We start from the raw sequence: 12,865 nt of genomic DNA on the forward strand, positions 1-12,865 counted from the left end.
AGAAAAATCAATCGCCACGCAGCAGGGCGGCAACACCGGTGCGGGCAATTTCAATCAGTCCCAGCGGGCGCATCAGATCGGCAAAGGCGTCGATCTTGTCGGGTGCGCCGGTGATCTCAAAAATGAACGAATTCAGCGTGCTGTCGACCACATTGGCGCGGAAGATATCGGCAAGACGCAGCGCCTCGACCCGTTTGTCACCTTCTCCGACCACTTTGATGATCGCGAGTTCGCGCTCGACCGAGGGGCCCTCGACCGTCAGATCATGAACATCATGAACCGGCACGATCCGGCCCAATTGTGTCTTGATCTGTTCGATCACCTGCGGGGTGCCGGTGGTGACGATGGTGATGCGGCTTAGGTGGCCGGTGTGGTCGACCTCGGCCACGGTCAGGCTTTCGATGTTGTATCCACGGCCCGAAAACAAGCCGATCACGCGGGCCAGTACGCCCGGCTCGTTCTCGACCAGTACCGCGATTGTGTGCCGTTCCTGCACGTCCGAAAATGTGGGCCGTAGGTTATAGGCCGAATGGCGGGTAGAGCCTTTTTTGATATGTAGGGCAGACATTTATGTCCCTTTCATCACCTTGCGAAAACCGGGCGTCGGGCGCCCGATCAATTCCGACGAATGTTGTTAAACCAGAACCGAACCTTTGGAATCGATCACGCCCTGCGTTTCGGCCTCGCCCAGCAACATCTCGTTATGGGCTTTGCCCGACGGGATCATGGGGAAGCAGTTCTCGTGCTTTTCAACAAGGCAGTCAAAGATCACCGGGCCGTCGTAGTTGATCATCTCCATGATCGCGTCATCCAGATCGGCGGGGTCGGAACACAGGATACCCTTGGCCCCGAAGGCCTCGGCGAGTTTGACGAAATCGGGCAGGGCCTCGGACCAGGAATGCGAATAGCGCTCGCCATGCAGCAGCTCCTGCCACTGGCGCACCATGCCGAGGCGTTCATTGTTCAGGATGAACTGCTTCACCGGCAGGCGATACTGAACGGCGGTGCCCATTTCCTGCATATTCATCAGCCATGAGGCTTCGCCGGCAACGTTGATCACCAACGCATCTGGGTGGGCCATTTGAACGCCAATCGACGCGGGGAAGCCGTAGCCCATCGTGCCCAGGCCACCGGATGTCATCCAGCGGTTGGGGTCTTCAAAGCCCAGATACTGTGCCGCCCACATCTGGTGCTGACCCACTTCGGTGGTGATGTAGCGGTCATGCTTTTTGGTCAGTTCCTCAAGCCGTTGCAGGGCGTGCTGTGGTTTGATGGTCTTTTCGCTGGCGGTAAAGGCCAAACAGTTCACCTTGCGCCAATCCGCAATCTGCGCCTGCCATTGCTTGACATTCGCCGCGTCCGTCTTGCGGCCCCGCGCTTTCCAGATCTTCAGGATATCCTCAAGCACATGGGCCACATCGCCCACAATCGGGATATCCACGCGGATCACCTTGTTGATAGAGGATGGGTCGATATCGATATGCGCTTTTTTCGAATTGGGCGAAAACGCATCAATCCGGCCTGTGATCCGGTCGTCAAACCGCGCGCCGATATTGATCATCAGATCGCAATCATGCATCGCCATATTGGCCTCATAGAGACCATGCATCCCAAGCATGCCCAGCCAGTTTTTGCCCGAAGCCGGATAGGCACCAAGACCCATCAGAGTCGAGGTGATCGGAAAGCCAGTCGCATCGACCAACTCACGCAGCAGCTGGCTGGCCGCAGGACCCGAGTTGATGACGCCACCACCCGTATAGAACACCGGTTTTTTCGCCGTCTCTATCGCCGCAACCAATTCGGTGATCTCTTCCAGATCGCCTTTCAGGATGGGTTGATAGTGCGAGGTTGAGGATTTGGGCGAAGCGTACTCGCCCGAGGCAAACTGCACGTCCTTGGGAATGTCGATCAATACGGGGCCGGGGCGGCCCGAGGTGGCGACGTGGAAGGCTTCGTGCATGGTCTCGGCCAATGAGTCCGTGTCTTTCACCAACCAGTTGTGTTTCGTGCAGGGACGGGTGATGCCAACCGTGTCGGCCTCTTGAAACGCGTCGGAGCCGATCATGAAAGTCGGAACCTGGCCGGTCAGAACAACGATCGGGATCGAATCCAGTAACGCGTCGGTCAAGCCAGTTACCGCGTTTGTCGCGCCTGGTCCTGATGTCACCAACGCAACGCCGGGTTTGCCGGTCGACCGCGCATAGCCTTCAGCGGCGTGCACGGCTCCCTGTTCGTGGCGTACGAGAATGTGGCGAATGTCGTTTTGCAGAAAGATCTCATCATAGATCGGTAGCACGGCGCCGCCGGGGTATCCGAATACCGTGTCCACGCCCTGATCCTTGAGGGCCTGAACCACCATCTTTGCGCCGGTCATCTCACGTGTCATCTGCTTTGCTCCGTTCGCGACATGTGTCTTGCGTTTGACAAAAAAAAGCCCCCGATGTTTTCGGAGGCGCATGGGTTCGATTATGGTTTACCGTTACCGGCCCATGCGCTTGTTTCCCACGATTACGACTAGCGTTCTCATCGCCAGAGGCTCCTTTTTGCGTGCAGGGACATTATGAGCGGCGCGCAAGGGCGTCAACAGGCAATTGCACCAATTTTCTATCTTCAAGAAGTTATTTTGCGACATTTTATTGCGCAGATTGCCGCAGGTTGGGAATTTTAGCGAAAAATGATGTCTTGGGCGCCGGTTGGGATGGATATTCGCCAGTCTGAATGCGTCAAGCAAATGTCCAAAATGGGCATGATCGGGCGGTTTAACTGAGTCACGCTGACAGAGACGGGACTACGAGGGAGGTATGTCATGCTGCATGATCTGGTGGATTTGGGCCGCTATCCCATCGACCGGCCAGGTTCACAGGCTTATGACCGGATGATTGATGATGTTCAGCGCGAACTGAGCGAAGATGGCTGTGCGGTATTGCCGGGTTTTGTGCATCCCGGCGGGCTGGAGCTGTTGGTGAAAGAGGCCGACGCGGTGTCGCCGCAAGCCCATCGCTCCTTCAACCGAACGAACGCCTATTTCACTAAAGATGACCCGCGGTTCGGAATCGGCCATCCCATCCGCCGCTTCTATGAACGTTCGAATGCTTTTGTCCCGGCGGACAATTTCCCTAAATCCGGACCCTTGCGACGGATTTATGAGTTTGACGGGTTCATGCCCTTCATCCGGACCGCGCTGGAGGAGCCTGCGGATCGGTTCTTTCGCTATGACGACCCGCTGGCGGATGTGATCATCAATGTCGTGGAAGCGGGGCAGGGCTTTCCCTGGCATTTCGACACAAACAACTTCACGGTGACTCTGGCCATTCAAAATGGTGAAGACGGGGGTGCGTTCGAATATGCGCCGAACCTGCGGACTTCGGAGGATGAGAATTTCGGTGCAGTCTCTGCCGTTCTGGATGGCGACATGTCGCGCGTGCGCCGGTTGGAACTGCAGCCAGGCGATCTGCAAATCTTCAAGGGGCGGTATTCCCTGCACCGGGTCGCGCCGGTTTTTGGGACCCGCCAAAGATATGTCGGCATCTTTTCCTTTGTGGAAACCGAAGGAATGTGCGGCGGGGTCGAGCGCACCCGGCAGCTATACGGTCGCGTCCTGCCGCATCATTATGAGCGTGAAGGCACACGGCAGGATCAATTGCTGGATTGAGCCAGCAGAACATGTAGCATGATCCTGAAGCAGGCCGGAGGTTCCAATGCCCGAAGTGCTACAGATTACGCCGTTTGTTCTCTGCGCGTCACTGGAGGCGCAGATTGATTTCTATTGCCGACGTTTGGGGTTTGAGTGCGGATTCAAGCAGGATAACTATGCCTTTCTGTCGCGGGGGTCAGTTGCTGTCCGGTTGCTGGAATGCCCGCCACGCACCGATGGCAAACCTTTGGGTGATAACCAGTCCTTTTACATCGATGTGAAAGGTATTGATGCGCTCTATGACAGTTTGAAAGATGGTTTGAGCGACCTGCCCGAGGGACGCGTGCGGCCACCTTTTGATCAGCCCTACCTACAGCGCGAGTTTCACGTCCTGGATGAGGACGGGACCTTGATCTTTTTCGGGGAAGATATTCGCCCTCGAAATTAAAGCCCCCCGCCCCTCGGCAACGCGCCTTTGGCGCGTCTTCTCTGGTTGGGCCGGGCGGCGCGTGCCGCGCCGCGTCTGGATCAGAACCCCACACCAGTGCCCTGTAAAACCCCATGTTCCAGCGCATAGCGGGTGAGCCCAGCGGTGGAGGATATGCCCAGTTTACGCTTGATGTTCTTGCGGTGGGTTTCGACCGTGCGAACCGAGATATCCAAGGCCAGGGCGACTTCTTTGTTGGATTTTCCCTGCGCCAGTTCGAGAAGGATCGTCTGTTCCCGACCGGTCAGGGCCTCTCGGGTACTGTCGCCTTTGGGTTTCAGCGACCCGCTTGCTCCAGTGCACAGATATTGCTCGTCTGCCATGACCGCATCAATGGCCTGTTTGATTTCGTCTGTTGGGACGTCCTTGAGCAGATACCCTTTGGCCCCATGGCTGAGCGCGGTTGAGATGTATTCTGGGCTGTCATGCATCGACAGGATCAGGATGCGCGTTTGAGGCAAACGTTCAAGGATCATTTCCGTTGCGCTCAGGCCCCCCAGGCCCGGCATGTTCAGATCCATCAGGATCACATCGGGGGATAGGCTTGCGGCCTGATCCACAGCAGACTGACCGCTGCTGAGCGTACCGACCACCTCGATCTCGTCATAGCTTTCAAGGATCGACTGGATGCCCTCGGCCACCATCGGGTGATCGTCGACAATAAGGACTCGGATGGTCATGTCCCGGCCTTTCGCTTTGGTGTTGCGTCTTCCTGCGGTGGGAGCAGGTGGCTCAGCGGCAAGCTGGCTTCGATCACCGTGCCGCCATGCGGGCCGCGTGATGACAGAATACGCAGCGCCCCGTCAAGCTGTTCGATGCGCTCCTGCATGTTGCGCAGCCCGATCCCGGTGGCCACTCGGCCCGGTTCGTTTCGCAACCCGCGCCCATTGTCGGTGATCCGCATCGTCGCACCTTTCTTGTGGCCACGCAGATCGATGGTAACATGCGACGCATCGGCATGACGTTCGATATTGGTCAGCGCTTCTTGCGCAATTCGATAGAGCGCGATCTTGCTGTCCTGATCCAGCCGGTTGCGGAATACAACGGTCGAGAACTCGGTCTCGATCCCGGTGCGGTCCCGAAAATCATCCGTCAGCGATTTAAGGGCAGGGCCCAAACCCAGATCATCCAGCACACCAGGGCGAAGGTCGCGGCTGATACGGCGCACTTCGGTTATGGCGGTGCCCAAGTGTTCGATCCCTTTGTCCAACGGGTCCTCTGCATTTGAGATATCTCCACGAGATACCCGCCGCCGAGCGGTGTCCAGCGCATAGCGGACGCCGACCAATATCTGGCTGATCCCATCATGTAATTCTCGCGCAACTCGTCCGCGTTCTTCTTCCTGTGCATCAAATACACGCTGTGTCAGCTCTTTCAGCTTTGCGTCAGCCAGCCGCCGTTCGCGGATGTTCAGTAACATGCCCGAGGCAAACACGATCAGGACAGCCGCCACAACAATGGCGCCGATATACATAAAGGTGCGCTGCACACGGGCTTCGACCTCGGCGCGTGCATTCGCAACAGCGGCAACGATGTCGTCGATGAACACGCCCGTACCGACCACCCAGCGCCAATCCTGTAGCCCGACCACATAGGCGATCATCTGCGCCTCTTCTCCGGTAGACGGTTTTTGCCACATGAAACTGTGCCACCCTGCGCCTTGACGGGCGAGGCGGATAAACTCATTCACAACGGGCGTGCCATCGCTATCGGTCAGGCCCTCCCAGTTTCGGTTGATGAATTCGGTCTGCCGGGGGCTGACAAGGTTGTTGCCGTCATAGTCATAGACAAAGAAGAACCCGTCCTGCCCGTAGATCATAGCCGACAGGATCTGAGACACGAGGTTCTTGGCCACCTCGTCATCAGGTGTCGCCCGACCATAGATGTAAGCAAACCCGTTGCGGGCTTGCGTGACGTAGTTGCGCAGCTCTTCTTTCTTGGCCTCGATCAGGCTGCGCTCCAACGCTTCGATTTCGCGTTCGGCTGTTGCACGCGCTTCGTAGGCTACCAGCACGGCAATGGCTGCCACGGCCACAACCAAGGGGATCGCGGCGACAAGGGACAGCTTCTGCGCATAGGTCAGCGAAACCAGATTTCTTAATCTCTGCATTGTCGAATCGATACGCAACAGGCGGCAGAAATGCAAAAAGAATGGACATCTTAAGGACCAGAACGACCGAAAATCCGGGGTTCGAGCCGTATTTGCTAGTTATTTTCCTATAAAAACCCGTCAGAAACCTGCGTTTCTACGCAGTACTAGGTATTCCTTTTCACATCTTCGGCATTACCCTGCGGCCTACTGAATGCGACAGGCCCGGAGTGTTTCCGGGTTACGACTATGTAAGGGGAGGAACACTCATATGGATCGTCGTTCATTTCTAAAGAAATCTGCTCTGGGCGGCTCGGCTGCCGCGGCAACCGCACTGGCCGCACCGGCCTATGCGCAGGGTCAGCGTACCCTGACCATGGTGACCTCGTGGGGTCGTGGTCTGGCCGGTGTGTTTGACAGTGCACAGCGCTGCGCCGACAGCATCAACGCGATGTCCGATGGCAGCCTGAATGTCGACATCAAGGCCGCAGGCGAGCTGGTTGGCGCGTTTGAAGTGTTTGACGCTGTATCTTCGGGTCAGGCCGATATGTACCACGCGGCAGACTACTACTTTGTGGGTCAGCACCCAGGCTATGCCTTCTTCACCGCTGTTCCGTTCGGCATGACCGCTCAGGAACTGGTGAACTGGTACTACCACGACGGTGGTATGGAGCTGCATGACGAGCTGGGCTCGATCTTCGGCCTTAAATCCTTCCTGGCCGGTAACACCGGTGCGCAGGCAGGTGGCTGGTACTCGAAAGAGATCAACGGCCCCGAGGATTTCCAGGGTCTGAAGTTCCGTATGCCGGGTCTGGGTGGTCAGGCGCTGGGTAAACTGGGCGCATCGGTTCAGAACATTCCGGGTTCGGAAGTGTATCAGGCGCTGTCCTCGGGTGCGATTGACGGCACCGAGTGGATCGGACCCTGGGCGGACGAAAAAGCTGGTTTCCAGGAAATCACTAAGACCTACTACACTGCGGGCTTCCACGAGCCGGGCGCAGGTCTGTCGCTGGCGACCAACCGCGATGTGTTCGAAGAGCTGACACCTGCCCAGCAGAAGATCATCGAGATCGCAGCTGCCGAAGCGCACCAGTGGAACCTGGCGCAATTCCTGGCCAACAACGGTGCAGCCCTGCAGCGTCTGCAGTCGGGTGGCGTCAAGGTCATGGAATTCCCGGACAGCGTTTGGGATGCCTTCGGTCAGGCCAGCCAAGAAGTTCTGGACGAGAACATGGGCGACGAGCTGTTCAAGAAGATCCACGACAGCGCGATGGCGTCGATGGCATCGTCCTCGGCCTGGCTGAACCTGTCGTCTGGTGCTTACACCGCTCAGCGCGACCGCGTGCGCGGCTAAGCCCTGATCATCAGACCAAACGGTTTCCCCGCAGGCGCGGGGAAACCTTTCCTGTTGCACATGCGCGGACCCATCATGCCGCACCAATAGGCAGTGCAACCGACGCGACCTGGGGACAACATGCAGGACGAAAACGGTATCTCGTTCTTCGGCGCCCTGTGGAATGGACTGATCTGGTTCATTCAGAGCATTGCCGAAGCCTTCTATAATTTTGGATATGCGATCACGCATCCGCAACTGTGGCTGAACTGGTCGGACAATGAAGCTGTGATGCGCTTTGTCTACTATGGCGGGTCGGTCGAGTTCTTCTTTGTGATTTTTGCCCTGTTTCTGGTGCTGACGGCCATTGGCCTCTACTACCGGAATTTCATGTGGGGCATGGTTCGCGGGCTGGAAGGGTTCGCAAACATCACCGGGCGGTTCTTTGCCTGGGCCGGTTTGCTGATGGTGCTTCAGCAGATCATCATCGTTTTCATGCAGCGTGTCTTTACGCGCGCGGATATGGCGTTCGGGTTTGGTATTCCTTTTCAAAAGGATATCAGTTGGTTCGCAGAAGAACTTAAACTATATAACGCCATGGTGGTCTGCCTATGCTGTACCTACACATTTGTGCAAGGCGGACATGTGCGGGTTGACCTGATCTACGCAGGCATAAGCCACCGCGCCAAGCGTGTGGTCGACATGTGCGGTGCGCTATTGTTCATGATGCCGATGGCGGTGCTGACTTGGATGTATGGCTGGTATTTCATGTGGCGGCATCTGATCGTGCCGAAACCATCGGCCAGTGATACTCTGGACCGGTTGGTTGCCAAATCACGCGCGCTGCGGTGGAATGTGGAAACCATCGGCTTCAGCCCCAACGGTTTCAACGCATATTTCCTGTTTAAAATCCTGCTTGTCCTATTTGCAGGCATGGTGTTCCTGCATGCGATTGCGTTCCTTTACCGATCGTATCTGGAATATGTGGAAGGGCCCGAGAACGCCGGAAAATACCTCGACAAGGACAGCCTTGGCGCAGGTGAAGAAGCCTATGAAGGCGCACATTAGGGACGGAGACCCAGACAATGCTATTCGGACTTGATGGCGTCGAGATAGGCCTCATTATCGTATTTTTCTGCCTTTTCGGAGGCATCCTCTCTGGTTTCCCGGTGGCCTTTGCCATTGGTGGGGCCGGGGTCATATCCTTCGGGATCATTGCCGCGCTGGACAGTGCCGGGCTATTGATCCATCAGGCAATCGATACCAGTTCGCAAATGTACCGGGATCTGGTTGCGACGGGGGTGAAACCCGATTCAGTTTCTGTGTTCCGATACCCGGATTTGCCAAGGATCGGCGAGCCGGTCTTCCCCTCGGGATGGGAAACTGCACTGGACCGCAATGTTTCGTTTATCGTCAATCGTATGAACGAGCGTGTTCTGGCGGGCCAATCGATCGAGACACTGCTGGCCGTGTTGATGTTTGTTCTGATGGGCATCACGCTGGAGCGCTCGAAGATTGCCAATGATCTGCTGACCACGATGGCGCGTGTCTTTGGCCCGTTGCCGGGCGGTTTGGCGGTTTCGATTGTGGTTGTTGGCGCGTTCCTGGCGGCCTCCACCGGGATTGTTGGCGCGACCGTGGTGACCATGGGATTGTTGGCACTACCGACCATGTTGCGAAACAACTATTCGCCAGAGCTTGCGACCGGTGTGATTGCTGCGTCGGGTACTTTGGGGCAGATCATACCGCCCTCGATTGTGATTGTCCTTTTGGGGACACTGGCAGGAGATCTGTATTCCACGGCGCAAGAAAGTCGAGCTGTGGCAGCGGGATGTACCGATGCGTTGACCTATCTGGGTGAGCCAGCGGTGGTCTCGGTGGGGACATTGTTCCAGGCCGCGCTGCTGCCGGGGATCATGTTGGCACTTCTTTATGCGCTTTACGCCTTTGGCTATGCGCTGTTGAATCCGGACAAGGCACCTGCCGTCGAACTGTCGGGCGGGTCAGGCGAGACGATCACACGATCCGAAGGGCTGACATGGCTGCTGGGCGCGCCGGTTGCAATCATCGTTGGCGCAATGCTTCTGGGCAGTGCCGGGATCATTGGCAGCCAGAATATCTCGGTCTCGGCTTTCTCGGATGTGGGGCAGGATGCATCACTTCGGACCAATGTATCGGAGGAATGCAAAGCCTCGATGATCGATCTGCATGGTCAGGCGGCCTGGGATCAGGCCGTGGTCGAGCAGCAGGAGATTGATGCCGCCGGTGGAATTGCCAATGCCGAACGTCTGAGCGAGGAAGAAATCGCCGCGGCGCGTGAGACCAAGATTGCCGATGCTGCGCCGATTGGGACCGGTGTCACGATCATCGTTGTGCTGCTGGCCCTGACCCTGGTTCTGGGGCGCGGCATTGCACCATCGCGTTCCCCTCAGCCCTTGATCGTTGGGGCGATTGGCCTGTTGCTGATGTTGCTGGTTGATATCCTGTTGATCTCACCGATCACCTCGTCCGGCGGCACTTTCCTGCTCTTGGCCATCCCGTTTGCTATTGCGATTTATGGCTGCAAGGAAGCAGCTGCGCGTTGCGCGACCAATGATCTGATCCGCGTGGTCTTTCCTCCGCTGGTTCTGATCATTGCCGTTCTTGGCTCGATCCTTGGCGGGATCACCAACCCGACACCGGCCGCCGCGCTTGGTGCAGGTGGGGCAATCATGCTGGCTGCTTATCGTAAATTGCGTGAGCAGGGCCAGTCAGGCGGTGTGATCATCTGGTCGACCTTCGCCGTCATCATCTGCCTGTTGCTGGGTGTGAACTTTGACCTGCGGGTGAACCAGAGCGGAGCAAACGCCGAAACCTGGATCGCCTTTGGTCTGGCTTATTCAGCTTATCTCTATGCGCTGTTTGGTCTACTTTATGGCTGCTGGGTGCTGTTTTCGAGCGGAGTTTTGACCCCTGTGGTGCGGGAAACGGCCAAGGTGACCTCGATGGTGTTCACCATCCTGATCGGATCGCAGTTGCTGAACCTGGTGGTGATCTCGTTCGGGGGTGAGCACTATATCCAGCAATTCCTAAAAAGCTTTGACAACGAGTTCACGGTCTTCCTGATCGTGATGCTGGTGCTGTTCATTCTGGGCTTTGTGCTGGATTTCCTCGAGATCATCTACATTGTGATCCCGATTGTGGGCCCGGTGATCTATGGCGGGTCGTTTGATCCGAAATGGGTGACGATCATGGTGGCGGTGAACCTTCAGACCTCGTTCCTGACGCCGCCCTTTGGGTTTGCGCTGTTCTATCTGCGGGGTGTCGCGCCAAAAGAGGTGACGACCGGACATATCTACCGAGGGGTTGCACCTTTTGTGGTCATCCAGGTAGTTGGGATCGCAATCCTGTGGTTCTTCCCGGCGATTGTAACCATTGTCCCGGATTTGATTCCGAATTGATCGGATTGAGTAATCAAATTGAAAAAGGGGGCCTGATGGCCCCCTTTTGCTTTTTATGTTGGGGGGTAAGGGGCCAGCCCCTTCTTGGCCTGCGGCCAATTCATCCCCGGGATATTTTCTGGCCAGATGAAGAGTGGATCAGGTGAACTGGATCAGATCCCATCGATTGCCGAACGGGTCGCGCCAGACGGCGACAATTCCATAGGGTTCGGTGCGAGGTTCTTCTTCGAAGTGCACACCGTTTGCGCGCATCGCGGCATGGTCGCGCTGGAAGTCATCGGTTTGCAGGAAGAAGCCGACGCGGCCTCCGGTCTGGTTGCCGATGGCGGCGTTTTGATCAGGACCAACGGCTTTGGCCAACAGAAGCGAGGCGCCATCGCTGCGGGGTGGGACCACCCGCACCCAGCGTTTGCCTCCGCCCAGATCGATATCTTGCTCCAGCGTGAAGCTGAGCGTTTCGGTGTAGAAGGCGATCGCCGCGTCATAATCCGGCACCACAAGAGTGACGGCATGCAGGCTTTGTTTCATATCAGATCAACCCTTGGTGGGGTGGCGGTCGGGCAACTGAATATTGGCAACCTGTTCCGCGATAGGGGCCGCAGAGAGCGGATGATGCGACTCATCAGAGAACGTTGCAGGGTCCTGAACCTTTTGCCATTGCCCTTGAACATAGGCTTCGAGGCCTGAGAATTTGGCCTTGTACCCCATCTTCGGGCTGCCGGGCACCCAGTAGCCCAGGTAGATATAAGGCAGGCCCGCCTCGCGCGCGATGTCGATGTGATCCAGGATCATATAGGTGCCCAGAGAGTTCTGCGGTTGCTGCGGGTCGTAGAAGGAATAGACCATGCTGAGCCCGTCATCGAGCACATCGGTCAGGCTGACGGCGATCAGGTCACCGGTTTCGGGGTCCAGATATTCCACCACGCGGCTGCGGATGGGGGTTTCCTCGATCATCGCGGCAAATTCGAACACATCCATATCGGCCATGCCGCCATCGGCGTGGCGCGTGTCGAGGTAGCGGCGGAACAGCTCGTACTGCTCGTCCGTAGCCCAGGGCGATGTGGCACGCCGCTGCAGGTAGGAATTCCGTTTTGCGGCGCGTTTCTGGCTTTTGGTTGGGCGGAAGGCAGCAACATCGATCCGAGCGGACAGGCAGGCCGCGCAATCAGTGCAGGACGGGCGATAGAGTACGTTTTGAGACCGGCGAAACCCTTGTTGGGACAGGGAATTGTTCAGCTGGTCTGCGCCTTCGCCTTGCAGTGCGGTGAACAGCTTACGCTCCAGCCTGCCCTCGAGATAGGGGCAGGGTTGGGGGGCCGTCACATAGAATTGTGGCGCAATTGGCAGCGTATGTCGCATGAAGGTCCCATGTAGCCTCGGACCTGATGATAGCAACGGTTTTTGGCGCCGCCAAGTGATTCACGCGATGTGTGGTCAGGCCCGTTGATTGATCATGACGGTGCCAAGGAAGGCGTCTGTCAGACCCTGACAGCGCGCGCTGGTCAGCATCATGATGATCGAGATGATCTGGACTACGAAAAACGCCATGCTGATGAAATATCCGGCGGTATGCGCAAGCGCTTTGCCCATATCCATACGTTCGCCAAATGCATCGCGCAATTCGATCCCCATGAAGCGCATGCCCAGCGTGGCCGAGCCGTTTGAGATGGTGATGACCCGATAGACAAAGCTTATGACCGCATAGATCAGGGGCAGGAAAAACAGCCCTGCGCCAAAGGTCAAAAAGACGGGAACAATACACAGCAGCGAGATCAGCGCGATATCGAACAGCCAGGCGACAAAGCGCTTGGATGTGACGGACTGATAAAACTCGGGTTGTGTGTCAGGGTTGGGCAGGTGGGTCATAAACAGATTTCCGAAA

The 12,865-nt window shown here is 57.0% G+C and carries 12 protein-coding genes; 5 read left to right on the forward strand and 7 right to left on the reverse strand.

Translation table 11 applies throughout. The features are described 5' to 3' along the window. Positions 1–7 precede the first annotated feature (7 nt). The gene (ilvN, locus tag ACR0JX_RS06790) at positions 8–568 is read right to left on the reverse strand and encodes an acetolactate synthase small subunit (protein WP_170530541.1); all 561 of its coding nucleotides are present in this window, start codon (positions 566–568) and stop codon (positions 8–10) included. 66 nt (positions 569–634) lie between these two features. Then, positions 635–2,386 carry an acetolactate synthase 3 large subunit gene (locus ACR0JX_RS06795; protein ID WP_170530540.1) on the reverse strand — a complete coding sequence of 584 codons (1,752 nt, stop codon included), beginning with the start codon at positions 2,384–2,386 and terminating at the stop codon, positions 635–637. A 420-nt stretch (positions 2,387–2,806) separates the two neighbouring features. Between ACR0JX_RS06795 and ACR0JX_RS06800 the strand changes: the two genes are divergently transcribed. Together ACR0JX_RS06800 and ACR0JX_RS06805 are read left to right on the forward strand one after the other, a co-directional pair. Further along, a complete protein-coding gene (locus ACR0JX_RS06800; protein ID WP_480542526.1) occupies positions 2,807–3,652 on the forward strand; it encodes a HalD/BesD family halogenase in 846 nt (281 codons plus the stop codon). Between the two features lie 46 nt (positions 3,653–3,698). Next, the gene (locus tag ACR0JX_RS06805; protein ID WP_170530538.1) at positions 3,699–4,082 is read left to right on the forward strand and encodes a bleomycin resistance protein; all 384 of its coding nucleotides are present in this window, start codon (positions 3,699–3,701) and stop codon (positions 4,080–4,082) included. Between the two features lie 80 nt (positions 4,083–4,162). Here ACR0JX_RS06805 and ACR0JX_RS06810 read toward each other — a convergent pair whose 3' ends face one another. Beyond that, positions 4,163–4,801, reverse strand: coding sequence for a response regulator transcription factor (locus ACR0JX_RS06810; protein ID WP_170530537.1), 639 nt, complete (start codon positions 4,799–4,801; stop codon positions 4,163–4,165). Then, positions 4,798–6,231: a cache domain-containing protein gene (locus tag ACR0JX_RS06815; RefSeq protein ID WP_480542528.1), complete on the reverse strand. Its 1,434-nt coding sequence runs from the start codon at positions 6,229–6,231 to the stop codon at positions 4,798–4,800. The genes ACR0JX_RS06810 and ACR0JX_RS06815 overlap by 4 nt, the downstream gene beginning before the upstream one ends. A gap of 250 nt (positions 6,232–6,481) precedes the next feature. On the opposite strand from ACR0JX_RS06815, the gene ACR0JX_RS06820 reads away from it, so the two are divergent. The 3 genes from ACR0JX_RS06820 to ACR0JX_RS06830 all read left to right on the forward strand — a co-directional run bounded on the left by ACR0JX_RS06820 (position 6,482) and on the right by ACR0JX_RS06830 (position 10,983). After that, positions 6,482–7,564 carry a TRAP transporter substrate-binding protein gene (locus tag ACR0JX_RS06820; RefSeq protein ID WP_480497632.1) on the forward strand — a complete coding sequence of 361 codons (1,083 nt, stop codon included), beginning with the start codon at positions 6,482–6,484 and terminating at the stop codon, positions 7,562–7,564. 120 nt (positions 7,565–7,684) lie between these two features. Next, positions 7,685–8,611 (forward strand): TRAP transporter small permease subunit, encoded by a 927-nt coding sequence (locus ACR0JX_RS06825; RefSeq protein WP_480542530.1) that lies wholly within the window; start codon positions 7,685–7,687, stop codon positions 8,609–8,611. A 17-nt stretch (positions 8,612–8,628) separates the two neighbouring features. Beyond that, positions 8,629–10,983 (forward strand): TRAP transporter large permease, encoded by a 2,355-nt coding sequence (locus tag ACR0JX_RS06830; protein ID WP_480542532.1) that lies wholly within the window; start codon positions 8,629–8,631, stop codon positions 10,981–10,983. 138 nt (positions 10,984–11,121) lie between these two features. Here ACR0JX_RS06830 and ACR0JX_RS06835 read toward each other — a convergent pair whose 3' ends face one another. The 3 genes from ACR0JX_RS06835 to ACR0JX_RS06845 form a co-directional block, all read right to left on the reverse strand. Continuing rightward, the gene (locus tag ACR0JX_RS06835) at positions 11,122–11,511 is read right to left on the reverse strand and encodes a VOC family protein (protein ID WP_480542534.1); all 390 of its coding nucleotides are present in this window, start codon (positions 11,509–11,511) and stop codon (positions 11,122–11,124) included. A 6-nt stretch (positions 11,512–11,517) separates the two neighbouring features. Further along, the gene (locus tag ACR0JX_RS06840) at positions 11,518–12,342 is read right to left on the reverse strand and encodes an arginyltransferase (protein WP_480542536.1); all 825 of its coding nucleotides are present in this window, start codon (positions 12,340–12,342) and stop codon (positions 11,518–11,520) included. A gap of 75 nt (positions 12,343–12,417) precedes the next feature. Next, positions 12,418–12,849, reverse strand: a complete 432-nt coding sequence (locus ACR0JX_RS06845; protein WP_480542538.1) for an RDD family protein — start codon at positions 12,847–12,849, stop codon at positions 12,418–12,420. Between the last annotated feature and the right edge of the window lie 16 nt (positions 12,850–12,865).

It is taken from the genome of Ruegeria sp. AH7, assembly GCF_056541325.1.

Excerpts from the sequence above, each read along its gene's own strand:
- ACR0JX_RS06805 (WP_170530538.1), top strand. The coding sequence starts at position 3,699 with ATGCCCGAAGTGCTACAGATTACGCCGTTTGTTCTCTGCGCGTCACTG.
- ACR0JX_RS06820 (WP_480497632.1), top strand. The coding sequence starts at position 6,482 with ATGGATCGTCGTTCATTTCTAAAGAAATCTGCTCTGGGCGGCTCGGCT.
- ACR0JX_RS06835 (WP_480542534.1), bottom strand. The coding sequence starts at position 11,511 with ATGAAACAAAGCCTGCATGCCGTCACTCTTGTGGTGCCGGATTATGAC.
- ACR0JX_RS06830 (WP_480542532.1), top strand. The coding sequence starts at position 8,629 with ATGCTATTCGGACTTGATGGCGTCGAGATAGGCCTCATTATCGTATTT.
- ACR0JX_RS06840 (WP_480542536.1), bottom strand. The coding sequence starts at position 12,342 with ATGCGACATACGCTGCCAATTGCGCCACAATTCTATGTGACGGCCCCC.
- ACR0JX_RS06800 (WP_480542526.1), top strand. The coding sequence starts at position 2,807 with ATGCTGCATGATCTGGTGGATTTGGGCCGCTATCCCATCGACCGGCCA.
- ACR0JX_RS06810 (WP_170530537.1), bottom strand. The coding sequence starts at position 4,801 with ATGACCATCCGAGTCCTTATTGTCGACGATCACCCGATGGTGGCCGAG.
- ACR0JX_RS06795 (WP_170530540.1), bottom strand. The coding sequence starts at position 2,386 with ATGACACGTGAGATGACCGGCGCAAAGATGGTGGTTCAGGCCCTCAAG.
- ilvN (WP_170530541.1), bottom strand. The coding sequence starts at position 568 with ATGTCTGCCCTACATATCAAAAAAGGCTCTACCCGCCATTCGGCCTAT.
- ACR0JX_RS06845 (WP_480542538.1), bottom strand. The coding sequence starts at position 12,849 with ATGACCCACCTGCCCAACCCTGACACACAACCCGAGTTTTATCAGTCC.
- ACR0JX_RS06825 (WP_480542530.1), top strand. The coding sequence starts at position 7,685 with ATGCAGGACGAAAACGGTATCTCGTTCTTCGGCGCCCTGTGGAATGGA.
- ACR0JX_RS06815 (WP_480542528.1), bottom strand. The coding sequence starts at position 6,231 with ATGCAGAGATTAAGAAATCTGGTTTCGCTGACCTATGCGCAGAAGCTG.